Here is a 16,507-nt window from a genome sequence, read left to right as displayed (position 1 = left end):
GAGAAGGGCGGGCGCGGAACGGCACGCGACAGCGAGGCGCCGTGAAAAGGGGACGGGAAGCCCGGAAACCGGTAAGCCGGGAGCCGGGAAAGCCGGGATGTTCCAGAAGTCGGAACGTGCCGCGGAGGGGCACAGGAGAAGGGGCGCGTTCAGCAGCCGTGCGCGATACGCCCCGGAGCCCAGGCGGTGCACTCGGCGAGGCGACCAAGATCGGAGTAGGTGGACATCGGCCGGTCGCCTCCTTTCGAGAGCCATGGGTCGGCGTTCACGGCAAATTAGTGGCTGCCCTCAAGGAGGTCAAGGGGACGCTCCTCGTCGGACCTCGCACGCGTGCCGCCCGGGACCGAGTGCCGCCCGGGACCGAGCGTCGCGGGCACCGTCCGAGCCCGGCGCCGCAGCTCTTGACGGCGTCGTGAGGTCTCTCCATACTGACGGCCAAATCGATTTGGCCAAATCGATTTGGCCCTCCGTTCGGGGCCGGATCGCGGCTGATGTCCGAGCATGCCCCACGCCCGAATGGAGCTCGAACGTGTCCAGTCACCGCCAGCCCGCACCCGGTACGGAACAACCACCGCCGCCGGAGCCCACCCCACCCCGCGCCGCTCACGACGACGCCCGGCACCCCGTCGTCCACCCCGCCCCGCACCCCGTCGACGAGTCACGCCCCCTCGGGCGGATCATCCTCTTCGGGATCCAGCACGTCCTCGTCATGGCGGCCACCCCCATCTCGGCGATCTTCCTGATGAGCGCCACCCTCCGCCTCGACGCCGGCCTGACCGTCAACCTGCTCTCCGCGGCGTTCGTGCTCTCCGGCGTCGGATCGCTGATCCAGTCCCTTGGACCGTGGAAGTTCGGTCCCCGGCTGCCGTTCGTGATGCTGCCCGGCGGCGCGCCGCTCATCCTGTTCATCGCCATCGCCGAGCAGCACGGCCCGCGCACCGCCACCGGCGCGGTCCTCCTCACCGCGGCCTTCTACTTCGTCGTCCTGCCGGTCTTCTCACGGCTGCTCAGGTTCTTCCCCGCCCTGGTCATCGGCACCATGATCGTCATCGTCGGGGTCAACCTGGTGAAGGTCGGCGCGGTCCTCGTCACCGGCCGGCCCGGTGAGCCGGGGTTCGCGGACACGACGAACCTCGCGCTCGGCATGGCGACGATCGGGTTCACCGTCGTCTTCTACCTGCTGTTCACCGGCATCCTGCGGCAGCTCGCCGTGATGCTCGGACTGGTCGCCGGCACCGTCCTCGCCGGGCTCCTCGGTCACGTCGACCTCGGTACCGCCGCCGAGGGCGGTCTGGTCAGCCTGCCGCAGCTGATGCCGTTCGGCTCACCCCAGTTCAGCCTGATCGCCGCGCTGCCGCTGATGCTCTACAGCCTCGCCTCCATGGCGGAGGCCACCGGCCAGACGGTCATCAACGCCGAGGCCGTCGGCAAGGAGATCGACACGCGCACCGACGTCCCCAAGACCGTCCGCGGTGACGCGCTGACCTCGCTCTTCGGCGGGTTCTTCGGACTGCCGCTGATGGTGACCAGCGGCGAGAACATCGGGATCGTCCGTGTCACCGGCGTCCGCAGCCGCTTCGTCACCGCCGCCGCCGGCGTGGTCCTCATCGTCATCGGGTTCCTCGCGCCGGTGACCCGCGCGATCAGTGTCGTCCCGTCCGCCGTGATCGGCGGCACGGCCATGGTCGTCTTCGCGGTGATCACCGTGCTCGGCGTGCAGATGCTCGGCCGTTCCGACCTCGACAAGCACACCAGCACGTTCATCTGCGCCGTCGCCCTGGCCCTCGGCCTGCTGCCGATCCTCATCCCCGGTGTGTACGCCGGCTTCCCGCCGAACGTCCGCATCCTCCTCGAAAGCGGCGTCGCCGTCGGCGCGTTCGTCGCCGCCGTACTCAACATCCTGTTCCACCACGTCAGGCCGCGCGTCGCCGCCCGGCCGGCCCCCGCACGCACGGAAAGCGACCGATGAACCAGCTCACCCGCGACCTCCTCGACACCCCCGGCCCGCTCCTCCTCGTACCCGATGCCGTGCTGCTGCCGGAAGGGCCGATCGACGGATTCGCGGTGGTCGTCGCCGACGGCTCCTTCCGCGCCGTCGGACCCGCCGAGGAACTGGCGCGTACGCATCCGGAGCTCGACGCCGTACGGCTGCCCGGCCATCTCCTGATGCCCGGCTTCGTCGACGCCCACCACCATCTGACCCAGAGCTTCGGCTCCGCGCTCGCCTTCGGGGAGCCGTCGGAGATCTTCCGCAGGGTCTGGGTTCCGCTGGAAGGAGCGCTTGACGAGGAATCGGCCTATGTCGCGGCCAAACTGGCGGCGTTGGAGGCCCTGCGCGGCGGCTTCACCACCGTGACCGACGCCGGTACGCGCGCCGCCGTGGACGTCGACGTCGTCGCGTCGGCCGCTCGCGACGCCGGGATCCGCTGCGTCCTCGGCCTCGTCTGCAACGACGCCCCGGGCGACGCCGCCGACGACACCGAGGACACGACGCGCACCACCGCCGTCCTCGAAAGCGCCGAGAAGCACCTCGCCCGGTACGACGGCGACCCGCTGGTCCACCCCTCGCTCGCCGTCTCCATCCCCGAAGCGGCCACCTCCACGACGCTCCACCGCACCGCACGCATCGCCGCGGAGGCCGGGGCGATCGTGCAGATCCACGTCAACGAGCACCTGGCCGGTGTCGAGCGCTCCCTCGTACGGCACGGACTGCGCCCGCTCGAGCACCTGCACAGGATCGGCGCGCTCGGCCCCCAACTGCTCGCCGCCCACGCCACCCTGCTCACCCCCCGCGAACTGACCCTGCTCGCCGACACCGGCACCGCCATCAGCTACAACCCGGTGGCCAGCGCCTGGAAGGGCAACGCCGTCGCCCCGGCCACCGCCATGGCCGAGCGCGGCATCCGCTTCGGGCTCGGCACCGACGGCACCCGCGGCGACGGATTCCGGCTCGCGGACGCGGCCGAGTTCGCCCAGCGGATCGCCTACGGGCTGGCCACCGGGGACTCGTCGTGCGGCGCCGGCTGGACCTGGCTCGAACACGCCACCGCCGGCGGCGCCGACGCGGTCGGCCTCGGCGCGCGCACCGGCACCGTCGCCGAGGGACTGGCCGCCGACTTCCTCCTCGTCGACCTCACCAACCCCGAGCTCGCGCTCTCCTGGGACGTGCCGTGGGAGTTGGTGCGCCGGGGCAACCGCGACCAGATCACCGCCGTGTTCGTCGGCGGACGGCTGCGCCTGTGGCGCGGCCTGCCCACCGGCTGGGACGGCCCCGCGCTCGTGCGGCAGGCGGCCGAACTGGCCCGTGCCGCCGTCGAAAGGGCGCCCATCACCCGCGTGCACCCCACGTCCACGGCGGCACGGCGGCGGAGCACCGCGCTGTGAGTACGGAAGCACTCGTGGTCCTCGCCGTCACGGTGGCCGTCGCCGCGTTCGTCCAGGGCAGCAGCGGTCTCGGCTTCGCCCTGATCGTCGCGCCGGTGGCCGGGATCCTCGACCCCGGTCTGCTCCCGGTGTTCGTCCTGGCGGCCATGATCCCGCTCAACCTGTACGTCGCCTGGCGCGAACGCGCCGCGATCGACCTGCGCGGCGCGGGCTGGATCACCGGGGCACGGCTGGCCGCCACGCCCGCCGGGCTCGCGCTGCTCTGGCTGATCCCGGACCGCAGCATCGGCCTGTTCGTGGGCATCGCCACCGTCCTTGCCGCGGTCGTGAGCCTCGCCTCACCCGCCTTCGCGCCCGGCCGGGCGGCCTACCTCGGCGCGGGCGTGGTGACCGGACTCACGGAGACCGCGACCGGTGTCGGCGGCCCCCCGCTCGCGCTCGTCTACCAGCACCGGCCGCCCGCGGAACTGCGCTCGACCGTCGCGGCCTGCTTCCTCGTCGGGGAAGTGGCGTCGCTCGGCCTGCTGTTCGCGACGGGGGAGGGCGAGCCAGGAGACCTGGGTCTCGCGGTGGCGCTGCTGCCGGTGATCGCAGCGGGCGCGTGGCTGAGCCGGCTGGTGCACCACCGGCTCGACACGCGCAGGACGCGGCTGTGCGTCCTCGTCTTCGCCCTGGTCTCCGGGCTCGTGCTCATGCTCGGGCTGTGACCCGCAGCGACGAGGCGCGCGGAACGACCTGCGGCTCGGGCGCCGTCGCCACCGTGGCGGCGGCGCCCTCGCCGCGCAGTCGGCCGATCAGCAGCTCCACCGCGTCGGCCGCCGCCCGGTCCAGGTGGAGGTTCACGGCGGTCAGCGGCGGCTCGCAGGTCCGCGCACGCAGCCCGTCGTACCGGGTGACGACCATGACGTCGTCCGGTACGGACCGCCCGCTGTCCCGGATCGCCCGCACCGCGCCCACCGCGAACGCGTCCACCAGCGCGCAGACCGCGTCGATTCCGGGGTGCTCGGAGAGGAGGGCGGCACAGCGCTCGTACCCGGCCTGCTCGCCGCCCGCCTCCGGGGCGCTCGCCACGACGGGCACCCAGCCGTACCGCTCGGCGACCCGCTCGTACGCGGCGAGCGCGTCGACCGACGAGTGGCGCGAACCGGAGCCGACGATCAGCGCGGGCCGTCTGGCGCCCTGCTCGCGCAGATGCGCGAGCAACAGCTCGGCGACGAGACCGCCGCGCAGATCGACGTACGGCGACGTGTCGTCCGGCGACACCGGCCGGCCGAGCGACACGTAGGGCAGGCCCCGCTCCCTCAACTGCGCCGCCGCCGCGTCGTCCACGTCCGGCTCGACGACGATGGCCCCGTCGATGTCGACGGAGTACAGCGCGGACCCCGACTGCACGGGCGGGACGAGCACCAGCGCGTAGTCGTGCAGCAGGGCGCTCTCCGCGGCGGCGGCGGCGATCTCCATGTAGAACCCGAGCCTCGACGGCCCGCCGGCCACCGCGAACGGCATCGAAGAGGCGAGTGCGATGGCCTTCGCCTCCCCCCGGCGCAGCCGCTGGGCCCGCAGATTGGGCCGGTACCCGAGCTCGGCGGCGACCTGCTTGATGCGCTCCCTGGTCCGCGGGTCGACCTTGCCGATCCCGTTGAGGGCGTGGGAGACCGTCGTACGCGACACCCCGGCGGTCCGCGCGACGTCTGCGATCGTCGGTGGCCGCGAGCCGGGACCGGATGTGCGCATCGACGGACGCTCCTTGCAGGCTGAGGACGGGGCACTCCATCTTCGCCTACCGGCCTCCCCGGGGCAGCGCCCCGCTGTGACACCCACCGCCGGAGCGGTGCCGCCGCCACGCCCCGCGGCGCGGTCTCCGGTCTGGTTTCCGACGTATTTCCGTCCGTTCGGGGCGTGTTGGCGGCCGGTGCGCGTTACGGTCGCCCGTCGGTACGACGCGAAGGGGGATGCCGATGGGACCGGACGAGCTGATGGCGCTCACCGCGGCGGCGGGGGCGGCGCTGGTGCAGGCGGCGGGAACCGATGCCTGGGCCGGGATGCGGACGTGGACGGGCCGGTGGTGGGGGCGCCTGGGCGAACAGCGGCAGCGCGCGGAGCTGGAGCGTCTCGACGCGGCCCGGCCGGCCCTGTCCGCCGCCGCCGAACCGGAGGCGGCGCACCAGGCGGGGTACTGGGGCGGCCGCGTCGAGATGCTGCTGGACCTGCTGCCGCCGGAGGAGCGCGAGGAGGCGGTGGCCGAGCTGCGGGCGCTGCTCGGCGAGCGTACGTCCACGCAGTACGGTGCCACGTCCGTGCACGTGTCGGGCGGCGTGGTCCCGATCCAGAAGGGCGACCACAACCACATGGTGAACAACTTCGGTCCCGGCACATGACCGAGGGCGTCTCCCCGGTCTCCGTACAGATCGGGAACGACAACACCATCATCAACAACCTGCCGCCGGAGCACCGCGCGGCGGTGCTCCGGCGGAAGCTGCTGGAGTGGGACGACCGCGTCACGAGGGCCCGGTCGGCGCCCACGAGCCCGGCGGCCCTGCTGAACGCGCACCGCGCGGTGGTGCCCTTCCGCGGGCGCGCCGACGAGCTAGCGGAGCTGCGGGAGTGGTGCGAGGCTCCGGGACTGGGGACGCGGCTGGTGCACGGGCCGGGCGGACAGGGCAAGACCCGCCTCGCGCGCCACCTCGTCGACCGGCTCGGTGAGAGGCCGGGCGACGCGCCCTGGAGCGTCCTGTGGCTGAGCCCCGACGCCCCGGCCGGCGAGCTGCCGGTCCTCCGGTACACGAAGTCGCCGCTCCTGGTGGTGGTCGACAACGCAGAGACCCGCACGGACCAGCTGCCCGCGCTGCTCAGGGCGGCGACCGCCGCGCCCGGGACCGTGCGCGTCAAGGTCCTGCTGCTGGCCCGCACCGACGGCGACTGGTGGTACGACCTGCCCGCGGCGACCGGACTGGAGGAGCTGTACGACGCTCCGGTCACGCCCTTGCGCCCACTGGAGCCCGACCCCGACCGGCAGGCGGAGGCGTACCGGGACGCCGTGGAGAGCCTGGCCCGCGCCCTGCCGCAGGTGCCCGGGCAGCGGCTCGTCAAGTGGAGGTCCCATGCCGGGCGCCTCACACGCTCCGCCTCGTCCCGGGCCCGGACGCCGGACATGGACGTGGCACTCACCTCGCAGATGACCGCGCTCGTCGACCTGCTCGACGCGGCCCACGGGCCCGGGGACGGCGCGAGCCGCTCCCGGCCCATGGAGGAAAGGCTGCTGGGCTACGAGCGCCGCTACTGGATCGCCGTCAAGGCCGACCTGGGACTGAAGAGAAGCAGGGGCGTCGACGACGTCCTCGCCGCCGCGTTCCTGTGCGGTGCCGCGGACCAGGAGGAGGCCGACGCGCTCCTTGAGCGGGTGCCCGCCCTCCACGGCCAGACCGCGGACGTCCGCTGGGCCGTGTCCGACTGGATCGGCGCCCTCTATCCTCCGTCCAACCCGGCGCAGGTCTGGGGAACCCTGAGACCGGACCGGCTGGCCGAGTACTTCCTCGGCAGCCGCCTGCGTACCGCCCCCCGCCTCGCCGATCACCTCCTCGCCGGGGCGACCGAGGCCCAGGCCGCCCGGCTGCTGGTCCTCCACACCCGCGCCGCCACTCACCCGGCCCACCGCGAGCACCTCGACGCGCAGCTCACCGACCTGTGCGTCCGGCACTCCGAGGTGCTCGGCCCCCTCGCCGTCGACGTCGCCACCCAGGTGGAGCGACCGCGGCCGCTGGTGTCGGCCCTCCACCGGCTCACCGACGACCCCGGCACGGATCCCGCGGACCTCATGCGACTGCTGGACCGTCTCCCCTCCTCCTCCCACAACCTCGCCCCCTGGGCGCTGCACCTCACCGAGCGGCTGACCGGCATCCACCGCGAACGCGCCGGGACGGACCCCGCGTATCTGCCCGGCCTGGCCGGTCTCCTGCGCAAGCTCTGCCGACGGCACCGCGACATGGGCCACCGGCAGCGCGCGTACGAGGTGGCGGAGGAAGCCGTCGTCCGGCTGAGACCCCTGGCGGAGAAGGACCCCGCGACGTTCCGGCCGCACCTCGCCGCCTCCCTGCAGAACCTCTCGGTCTGCCTCGGCACCGTCGGACGGCGGGCCGACGCCGCGGGACCCGCCTACGAGGCCGTCTGCCTCTACCGCCGACTCGTGGCCGGGTCCGCCTCGCCCTCCGACACCCGGGTGTACCGCGCGGAACTGGCCCACGCCCTCAACGCCGTCGCCAACTGCGAGGGCGAACTCGGCCGCCCGGACAAGGCGCTCACGGCGATCGAGGAGACCGTCGGCATCCGGCGCGAGCTGCTGGAGGAGCGGCACGAACGGGCGGAACTGGCCGACGGCCTGAACAACCTGTCCAACTGGCTCAAGGAGTGCGGCCGGCACGAGGAGGCGCTGGAATCGAGCCGCGCATCCGTGGAGCACTACCGGACCCTGGCCGAGGAGAACCCGGACGCCTTCCGGGAGGGCTTCGCCAGGAGCCTCGGCACGTACTCCAACGGCCTGCGGAACGCCGGCCGGTACGCGGAAGCCGTGCGAGCGGCCGAGGAGGCGCTCGCCATCCGCCGCCACCTGGCCCGGATGCGCCCCGACGCGCACCTTCCCGACCTGGCGCACGCGCTGAACTCCTTCGCCGTCGACGCGGGCGAGGTGGGACGGCGGCGGGAATCCGTCGAGGCGAGCGCCCGGTCCGTGCACCTCTACCGGCGGCTGTACGAACGGGAACCGGCCGCGTTCGAGGAGCGGCTGGCCATGAGCCTGAACACGTACGCCAACCAACTGGACGACGTCGGAGCCCGGGAGGAAGCGCTGACCGCCGCCCGCGAGTCCGCCGCCCTCTACCGCTCCCTGGAGCGGGCGAACCCCGGGGTGTTCACGGGGGACCTCGCGATGAGCCTGAACACGTACGCCGGCCGGCTGGAGGCCACCGGACAGGTCCGGGAAGCGCTGGCCGCCGCCCGTGAGGCCGTCGCCCTCTACCGGCTCGCGGCCGAGGAGCGGCCCGGGGCCTTCCTCCAGGCGCTCGTCATGGCACTCAACAACCTCTCCCTGTGGCTGAGCAAGGCGGGCGCGCACGAGGAAGCCCTCGTGACGGCCGAGGAGGGTGTCGTCGCCGCCCGCCGTCTCCGCGCGGCGGACGAGTCGCCACCGGCGCTGTCCGCCGTGGCGACGATGCTCGCGACCCGGGCGTCCCGGCTGTACGCGGCGGGCCGGCCGGCCGACGCCCTGCGGGACGCGCGGGAGGCGGAGGCCCTGTTCCGGGGCCTCGTACGGGGAGACCGGGGGGAGGACGCGGGGCGGCACGTGCCGCAGCTGGGGAAGACGCTGCTGCTGCTGGGCATCCTCCTTTCCGAGGCGGGCCTTCGGGACCAGGCCCTTGAGCTGTCGGCCGAGACGGCCGGCCTCTTCCGCCGTCTGGTCGAGGACGGCAAGGAGGACACGGCGCTCCACGTCCCGCAGCTCGCCGCCGCCCTGACGGAGCGCGGGAAGCTGCTGGCCGCGGCGGGTCGCCGCGAAGAGGCGGCCGACGCGTTGCTCGAAGCCGTGCCCGTGCGTCGGGAGGAGGCACGGCAGAACCCCGCGAGCGACCTCGCCGACTTCGCCGTCCTCCTGGCCGTCACCGTCGAGCTCCTGGTGACGGCCGGGCGCCGCGTCCAGGCCCTGCCGCTCGCGGCCGAGGCCGTCGGCCTGCTGGACGGCCCGCTCGAGGACGCTCCCGTCCGGCGGGGGATGCTCGGGCCGCTGCTGCCCCTTCTCGGCGCTCTCCAGCAGGCCGCCGGGGCGGAGGAGGCGGACCGCACCCTGCGGCGGGGTGTGGAGGTGGCCGAGGACCTGGCCCGTACCGACCCCGCGTACGAACCGGTCCTTCAGATGGCGTTGCACGGCCTGGGCACGTACCTCGTCGGCCGTCGGCGACGCGAGGAGGGACGGGCCCTCCTCGTCCGCGCCACGGACATCGCCCGCCGACTGGCCGCGGCGGACTCCGCGCACGACTCCGCCCTGGCCTGGACGCTGGCGTCTCTCGGCCACTATCCGCAGGAGGACGAGACACCGCTCCCGGACGCTCTGGAGACCACCGGGGAGGCGGTCGCTCTCGCCCGCCGTCTCGTCCGGGCCGACCGGACCGCCCACGAGCCCCTGCTGGCGTGGACGCTGGCCGTTCACGGCCTGTGGCTCGCCGAGGCCGCGCGGCACGACGAGGCGGTGCGAACCGCCGTGGAGGCCGTCACCGTCGCCCGCCGCGCGGGGCAGGAGCCGCACCTGGGCTTCGCCCTCCACGCCTCCGCCACGACGCGGCTCCTGGCGGACGCCGAGCCGGCACGGGCCGCGCGGGAGGACATCACGGAAGCCCTCGCCCTCTACCGGGGCCTGGCTCACGAGGAACCCGGTCTCGTCGCCGACCACATCGAGGCCGCGGAGAGGACCCGAAGCCGCCTCTTCCCCGAGCCGGGGGCGTGAAGAGACGACCACAGGGCCGGCGGAAGGCCGGCCCTGTGGTCGCGGAGTCACCGGTGCGTGGTCACCGGCTCCCCGTCAGTCGTCCAGTCCCAGTTCGGACCCGTACCGGTCGGTCAGGATCTGCTCCAGCACCGGTGCGATCTTGACCGCGAACCCCTCGGTGACGTGGTGCCGGTCCCGGTACACCAGGGTGTCGCCCACCACCAGAGGACAGTTCCCGCCCGAGGAGCAGAGCCAGGGGCGCGTCTCGACGACGTCGACACCGGCCTTCTTCCCGGCGTCCCGGACCGCCTGGGTGACGAGCGGAGCGGCGTCCGCGTTCTTGGTGGTGCGCGCGCAGGCCGGGAGGTCGAGCGGGTGGGCGATGGTGCAGTCGAGGGCGTGCTGCGCCAGGTACGGGATGTCGGTCAGCGCCGCCACCCGCGCACCGCTCTTCTTCAGGTCCTGGTAACCCTCGACGAGTCCCCGGGTCCACTCGGTCCGCCGGTCCAGCTTGGTGTCGTAGAGCGGGTTGTGCACCGCGAACGAGGTGAGCACCAGGTCGGGCCGGAGGGAGGCGATGTACTCGACGGCCTCGGCACGCCACTGGTTGCACTGCTCGTACGGGCCGCCGCGGCCGACGTGGATCGTGGTGACCTTGCCCGGCTTGCAGTGCGCCTTGGTGAGGGACACGAGCCGCCAGCCGTGCTTGTCGGCCAGCGCGTCCATGGCGGGGAACCACTGCGTCATGTGCGAGTCGCCGAAGAGGACGACCAGCCGGTCGCCGTTCCTGTCGCCGTACTCACAGGGCGTCTTCAGCTCCACCGTGTCGGGCGAGGCGTGGCAGCCGTCCAGGAACGGGGTGTCCGGGGTGACGGTGATCTGGTCGATCCTCGGCTGCAGGTTGCCGGGGAGCTTGGTGGGCGCGGCGTCCAGCAGGTCGGCCAGCGCCCGGTCCGGCTGCTCCGCCGTGGCGATCGCCTGCCGCAGGTCGGGGCCGTCGGGGCCGGTGGCGACCTTCAGCGGGATCTGGGCGGCGAGCAGGGCGATCGCCGCCGATCCCACCGACAGCACGAGTCCGAGCGACAGGCCCCGCCACGACGGACCCTTGAAGGCACGGTGGAACCGCACCGGGTCCTCCACGAACTTCAGGGTCAGCCAGGCCAGGTTCAGCGCGAGGACCGCCGCGAGGAGCTTGACCAGGGCCCGGTCCTCGCCGATCTCCGCGGGCAGGATCACGATGAGCGGCCAGTGCCAGAGGTACCAGCTGTACGAGAGCCCTCCGATCCACACCATGGGCCTCAGGCCGAGGAGCGCTCCGGCGCCGTACCGCGGCCCGCCGTCCTTCATGCCCGCCGCGAGGACGGCCACCGCGCCGAACACCGGCACCACGGCGTACCAGCCGGGGAACGGCGTGGACTCGTCGAAGGCCAGTGCCGCGTAGGCGATCGCCGCCAGGCCCGCCCAGCCGAGCAGCGCCGCCACCGGGCCGGGCAGCCGCGCGAGCCGGTTGCCCGTCAGCGCGAGCAGGGCGCCGGCGCCGAGCTCCCAGGCGCGGGCGGGGGATCCGAAGTACGCCCAGGAGGAGGACGTCTCGATCCAGTCCAGATTGAGGAAGAACGATCCTGCGCAGATGGCGGTGAGCAGGACGGCAAGCACCAGCCGGCGACGTGCCAGCCACCGCACGGCCAGCAGCATCAGCAGCGGCCACACCAGGTAGAACTGCTCCTCCACGGCCAGCGACCAGAAGTGCTGGAACGGGGAGGGCGGGGCGTCGGCGTTGAGGTACTGGGTCCCGGCGTCCGCCAGATGCAGGTTCACGAAGTAGAGGGCGCTCGCGAAGGCGTCCTCGGTGTACTCGACGAACCGCAGCGGTCCGAGGAAGAGCCAGGAGCCGGCCAGGGTGGCCAGGACCACCACGGTGGACGCCGGAAGCAGACGCAGCGCCCGCCGGGCGTAGAACCGCCGCAGTGATATTCGGCCCGTCGAGTCGACCTCGCGGAGCATGAGCGAGGTGATCAGGAAGCCGGAGATGACGAAGAACACGTCCACGCCGACGTAACCGCCGGCCAGGCGGCTGATGCCGGCGTGCGACAGCACCACGAGACCCACCGCGACGGCGCGGAGGCCCTGGATGTCCAGCCGCATCCCCGCACCCTTGGGCGCGCTTCCCGACGCGGGAACGCCGGGCGACACGGGAGCGCCGGGTGGTGCGGGCGCCGCCGACGTTCTCTGGGCTACATCTACGACCTGCACTCGACGCTCTCTCCCCTGCCGACACACCGGCTCTGGTGCTGATCGGCGAATATATCCCAAGCGTCACGCACGCCCCCGGGCCGATCCCCGGGGCCGGGCGACCGGCCGTCGGCCCGTCCCGCCCCGGTCGCTCACGTCCCACGGGTGTACACCACGCGAACAGTGACACACGCCACGGTGTCCGGCCCCCTCCGGAAGCGCGGCCCACCGCGGACCGCACGCTCCCCCGGCGCGCCCCGGACACGGATGCGATGCTGGAAGGGCGGAGGGGCCGGCGGCGGGACTCCGGCAGTGAGGCGGAGCCGCGGACCGGAAGACTCCGGAAGCCGCGAGGGGACCCACGACCTCTCCGCGGGCGCAAGCAGGAACACAGGTGATCGCTCATGTGCCGATGGCTCGCATACTCGGGAACGCCCCTGCTGCTCGACACCATCCTCTATCAGCCCGCTCACTCGCTGATCGACCAGAGTCTCCACTCCAAGCTGGGTGTCGAGACGACGAACGGCGACGGCTTCGGCGTCGGGTGGTACTCGAGGGAGGGCGGCGCCACCCCGGCCCTGCTCCGGGACATCGGCCCTGCCTGGAACAACCGCAACCTGAGGGAGATCGCGTACCACGTCCGCTCGCCGCTGTTCTTCGCCCACATACGGGCGTCGACCGGCTCGGCGGTCCAGCAGTCGAACTGCCATCCGTTCCGGTACGGCCGCTGGATGTGGATGCACAACGGTGCCATCACGGACTTCCACCTCGTGCGCCGCGAGCTGTCCATGCTCATCGACCCCGGGTTGTACTCCGCCGTCGAAGGAACGACGGACTCGGAGGTGATGTTCTACCTGGCGGTCACCTTCGGCCTGGACCGGGACCCACCGGGTGCCGTGGCCCGGATGGTGGGAGTCGTGGAGCGCAGCGGCCGCGCCCGCGGGGTGGAGTTCCCGATGCAGATGACGATCGCCGTGACCGACGGCGAACGCCTCTGGGCCTTCCGCTACTCGAGCGAGGGCGCTTCCCGGTCCTTGTTCTACAGCACTCGTATGGACGCGCTGCGCAAGCTGCATCCCGATGTCGCGTTCCTGCGGGAAGCGTCCGACGAGTCCCGCCTCATCGTGTCCGAACCCCTCGGTGATCTGCCCGGCGCGTGGAACGCGGTACCCGAGAGCAGCTACGGCGTCGTACAGGCGGAGGGCGACGAGCTGCGTCCCTTCGTGCCGGAACCGGCATGACGACCGCCGGCCGACGGCCGGCCGAGACCCCCTGCCACCGGGCCGGATCGGCCGTCCCTGCCTATGGTGGGAGGGCGGAGGGCCGAAGCGGTCCAGCACGGGCAGGTGGGACATGGGCGCTACCGGCATCGACTTCGAAGCGGTCTTCCATGCCCTGCCGGGCGCGGTCGCCCTGCTGAGCACGGACCTCGTGTTCGTCGACGTGAACGAGGCGTACAGCCTGCTGTCCGGTCGCCCCCGTGAGCAGCTGACGGGCCGCTACCTGTTCGACGTCTTCCCCGACAACCCCGGTGACCCGGCCGCGAGCGGCATGCGCAACCTGCACGCGTCCCTGCTCAGGGTCGTGTCCACCGGGGAGAGCGACAGCATGGCGCTCCAGCGGTACGACGTGGAGGACCCCGACCGACCGGGGACGTGGGAGGACCGGTACTGGAGCCCGATCAACGCCCCGGTGCCCGGTCCGGGCGGCGCCGTGGCGATGGTGCTGCACCGGGTGGAGGAGGTCACCGAACTCATCCGCGCCCGCGGCACCCGTGGTGAGGGCGCCGGTGCCCGGGGCCTGGAGGCCGAGCTCTACACCCGTGCCCGGGAACTCCAGGAACTCAACCAACGCCTGCGCGAGGCCCACGCCCGCGAACGCGAGGTCGCCCTCCATCTCCAGCGGTCCATGCTGCCGGCCCCCGACCCGCTCGTGCACCACCGCGCGGCGGTGCGCTACCGGCCCGCCACCGGCTCCCTCAACGTGTGCGGTGACTGGTACGACCTGACCGACATGCCCGACCGTGACCTCACCGCCGTCGCCGTCGGCGACGTCGTCGGCCACGGGCTGCCCGCCGCCGGCGTCATGGGCCAGCTCCGCAGCGCCCTTTCCGCCGCCTCCAGGGTGGCGACCGGTCCCGCGCAGGCCCTCGACGCGCTCGGTCTGTACGCCCGCCACGTCGACGGCGCGGAGTCCACCACCGCCGTGTCGGTCTTCATCGACCGGGCCGGCCGCACCCTCACCTACAGCAGCGCCGGTCACCCCCCACCGGTGCTCTGTGACCCGGCCGGCACGGTGACGTTCCTCGACCAGGCGACCGACCCCCCGCTCGGCGCCCGTCCCGAACACGAGCCCCGCCCCCAGAGCCGGACCGGCTTCACCGACGGCTCCACTCTCGCCCTCTACACCGACGGACTCGTCGAGCGCCGCCACGAGGACATCGACACCGGCCTCCACCGGCTTGCCGACTCCCTCATCCGCCACCGTGCCGCCGACCCCGACGGCCTCGCCGACGCTCTCCTGAGGGACCTGATCCCGCCCGCCGGCATCACCGACGACACCGCCCTGGTCATTCTCCGGCTCTGAGCGTCCGAGTCGCGGCCGGCGGGCCGTCAGCGCCCGGTCGAGCGGGGCTGGGTCGTGGGGATGCGCTGGGTGAAGAACAGGGCGACGAGCGCGGCGAAGGCGAGGACGGCGAGTGCGGCGCGCAGCCCGTCGAGCCGCGCCGCGGCGTTCGCGTCCAGCGCCTCCCGCGTCAGCTCCTCGCTGGTGCCGGCTTCGTCGAGCGCGCTCTTCAGCTGGGTGTCGGAGAGGAACGGCGCGCCGCTCTGGAGCTCGACGGCCGACCGATTCTTCACGTCGGCCGGAACCGCCGGATTCTGCTCCACGCTCGTCAGGAAGGACGAGGTGAGCGAGGCGATCAGGATCGATCCGGCGAGCGCGGTACCGATCGAGGCGCCGAGGTTGGTGACGGCGTTCTGGACACCTCCGACCTCCGCGCTCTGTTCCTCCGGCAGAGCGGAGACGGTGACGGATCCCAGCTGGGAGGCGAGTGCGCCCATGCCGAGCCCGATCAGGAGCATGGGGATCGTCACCACCTCCGCGCCGGCGTCCGCGTCGAGCGCGGCCATCAGGGCCACCGCGCCGAGGAGCAGTGCGGTGACTCCGCTCCGCACCACCCGTCGGGGCGAGACGTCCGGGAGGAAGCGGGGGATGAGGACCGCGGCGGCGAGCAGGGTCGCCGAGAGCGGCAGGAGCCGGACACCGGTGGCGAGCGCGGACAGGCCCAGGGCGACGGAGAGGTAGAGCGGGACGACGAAGAACACGCCCATCTGGACGAGGTACTGGAAGAAGAACATCGTCAGCCCGCCGTTCAGCTGCTTGTTCCGCAGCATGGCGGGGTCGAGGAGCGGTTCCTCGCGCTGCCGGACGAGGCGGGCCTCCCAGCGCAGGAACAGCCAGGTGAGCCCGATGCCCAGCAGCATCAGCCACACCGTCAGGGAGACCCCGAACAGCGCGGGCGCGTCGGGTTTGGGCTGGAACCAGCCCCACTCGTCCGACCGGAGCACACCGTAGACGAAGCTCCCGAGCCCGAGGGCGGAGAGCACCGTGCCGATGAGGTCGATGCGCGGCCGTTCGTCACTCACCGCGTCGGCGATCGGACGGGCGAGGACGAGGATGCCCAGGACCACGAGGACCTCACCGGCGAACACCCAGCGCCAGGAGAAGTACGTCGTCGCGACACCGCCGACGAGGGGACCGACCGCGATGGCGATCGCGCCGGCCGCGGCGACAAGACCGTAGGCGGCGGGACGGCGCTCGGTGGCGAAGTTGCCCGCCACGAGCGCCACGATCGCCGGAAGGATCAGCGCGGCCCCGATGCCCTCCAGGAACGCCCAGCCGACGAGCAGCACCGGGAGGTTGGGCGCGAGAGCGGTGGTCAGGGAGCCGCATCCGTAGATGACGCACCCGATCATGAACGCGCGCTTGCGGCCGATCAGCGCCCCGACCTTGCCGCCGGGGATCATGAACATCGCCATCACCAGGGTGTAGGCCGTGATGGCCCCCTGGATCCCGGCCACCGTCGTGCCGACGTCCTCGGCCACCGTCGCGATGGAGACGTTCATGACGGAGCTGTCGAGTGCCATCAGGAACTGGCCGGCCGCCAGCGTCAGCAGGACGAGTCGCGCCTTCGCAGAGCTTTCGGCGGTCCCTTTTCGCGATGTCATGACCGTATTGTTCCTGTATTCCGGATTTGCGCCGCGCAACCCGCCGTGCGCGGCGGCCCGGCCTCCGGCGTCCGGGCGTGCCCGGGTCAGGCCGCCGGCAGTTCCTCCGCGGGCAGCCGGCCCGCGGCTACGGCGTCGACGAGGGCCTGGTGGTCGCGCTCGTTCTGGTCGGCGTAGGCTTCCGCGAACG

10 protein-coding genes are annotated in these 16,507 nt (G+C 72.9%); 7 read left to right on the top strand and 3 right to left on the bottom strand.

What is annotated here, in order from left to right:
• Positions 1–529 precede the first annotated feature (529 nt).
• Genes ACFWUY_RS13125 through ACFWUY_RS13115 form a run of 3 tightly spaced genes read left to right on the top strand, consistent with a single transcriptional unit; the run spans position 530 to position 4,091 of the window.
• Positions 530–1,969 (top strand): uracil-xanthine permease family protein, encoded by a 1,440-nt coding sequence (locus ACFWUY_RS13125; protein ID WP_384106582.1) that lies wholly within the window; start codon positions 530–532, stop codon positions 1,967–1,969.
• A complete protein-coding gene (locus ACFWUY_RS13120) occupies positions 1,966–3,384 on the top strand; it encodes an amidohydrolase family protein (protein ID WP_384106580.1) in 1,419 nt (472 codons plus the stop codon). The genes ACFWUY_RS13125 and ACFWUY_RS13120 overlap by 4 nt, the downstream gene beginning before the upstream one ends.
• Entirely contained in the window at positions 3,381–4,091 is a 711-nt protein-coding gene (locus ACFWUY_RS13115; protein ID WP_384106578.1) for a sulfite exporter TauE/SafE family protein, read from the top strand. The genes ACFWUY_RS13120 and ACFWUY_RS13115 overlap by 4 nt, the downstream gene beginning before the upstream one ends.
• Here the strand turns inward: ACFWUY_RS13115 and ACFWUY_RS13110 are convergent.
• Entirely contained in the window at positions 4,075–5,118 is a 1,044-nt protein-coding gene (locus tag ACFWUY_RS13110) for a substrate-binding domain-containing protein (RefSeq protein ID WP_384106576.1), read from the bottom strand. The genes ACFWUY_RS13115 and ACFWUY_RS13110 overlap by 17 nt on opposite strands.
• A gap of 224 nt (positions 5,119–5,342) precedes the next feature.
• Here ACFWUY_RS13110 and ACFWUY_RS13105 point away from each other — a divergent pair, with 224 nt between their 5' ends.
• Together ACFWUY_RS13105 and ACFWUY_RS13100 are read left to right on the top strand one after the other, a co-directional pair.
• Positions 5,343–5,762: a hypothetical protein gene (locus tag ACFWUY_RS13105; protein WP_384106573.1), complete on the top strand. Its 420-nt coding sequence runs from the start codon at positions 5,343–5,345 to the stop codon at positions 5,760–5,762.
• On the top strand, positions 5,759–9,874 hold the full coding sequence (locus ACFWUY_RS13100) for a tetratricopeptide repeat protein (RefSeq protein WP_384106571.1): 4,116 nt from the start codon (positions 5,759–5,761) through the stop codon (positions 9,872–9,874). The genes ACFWUY_RS13105 and ACFWUY_RS13100 overlap by 4 nt, the downstream gene beginning before the upstream one ends.
• A 75-nt stretch (positions 9,875–9,949) precedes the next feature.
• Here the strand turns inward: ACFWUY_RS13100 and ACFWUY_RS13095 are convergent, their stop codons facing one another.
• Complete coding sequence (locus tag ACFWUY_RS13095) at positions 9,950–12,001, bottom strand: acyltransferase family protein (RefSeq protein WP_384106569.1); 2,052 nt, start codon at positions 11,999–12,001, stop codon at positions 9,950–9,952.
• 491 nt (positions 12,002–12,492) lie between these two features.
• On the opposite strand from ACFWUY_RS13095, the gene ACFWUY_RS13090 reads away from it, so the two are divergent.
• Together ACFWUY_RS13090 and ACFWUY_RS13085 are read left to right on the top strand one after the other, a co-directional pair.
• Positions 12,493–13,329: a class II glutamine amidotransferase gene (locus ACFWUY_RS13090; protein WP_384106567.1), complete on the top strand. Its 837-nt coding sequence runs from the start codon at positions 12,493–12,495 to the stop codon at positions 13,327–13,329.
• A gap of 112 nt (positions 13,330–13,441) precedes the next feature.
• Entirely contained in the window at positions 13,442–14,674 is a 1,233-nt protein-coding gene (locus ACFWUY_RS13085) for a PP2C family protein-serine/threonine phosphatase (RefSeq protein WP_384106565.1), read from the top strand.
• A gap of 26 nt (positions 14,675–14,700) precedes the next feature.
• Here the strand turns inward: ACFWUY_RS13085 and ACFWUY_RS13080 are convergent, their stop codons facing one another.
• A complete protein-coding gene (locus tag ACFWUY_RS13080) occupies positions 14,701–16,317 on the bottom strand; it encodes an MFS transporter (protein ID WP_384106563.1) in 1,617 nt (538 codons plus the stop codon).
• Positions 16,318–16,507: the final 190 nt, after the last annotated feature.

The organism is Streptomyces sp. NPDC058664 (assembly GCF_042716635.1).
Classification (GTDB): Bacteria; Actinomycetota; Actinomycetes; order Streptomycetales; family Streptomycetaceae; genus Streptomyces.
This window is presented reverse-complemented; position numbering and strand designations above follow the sequence as displayed.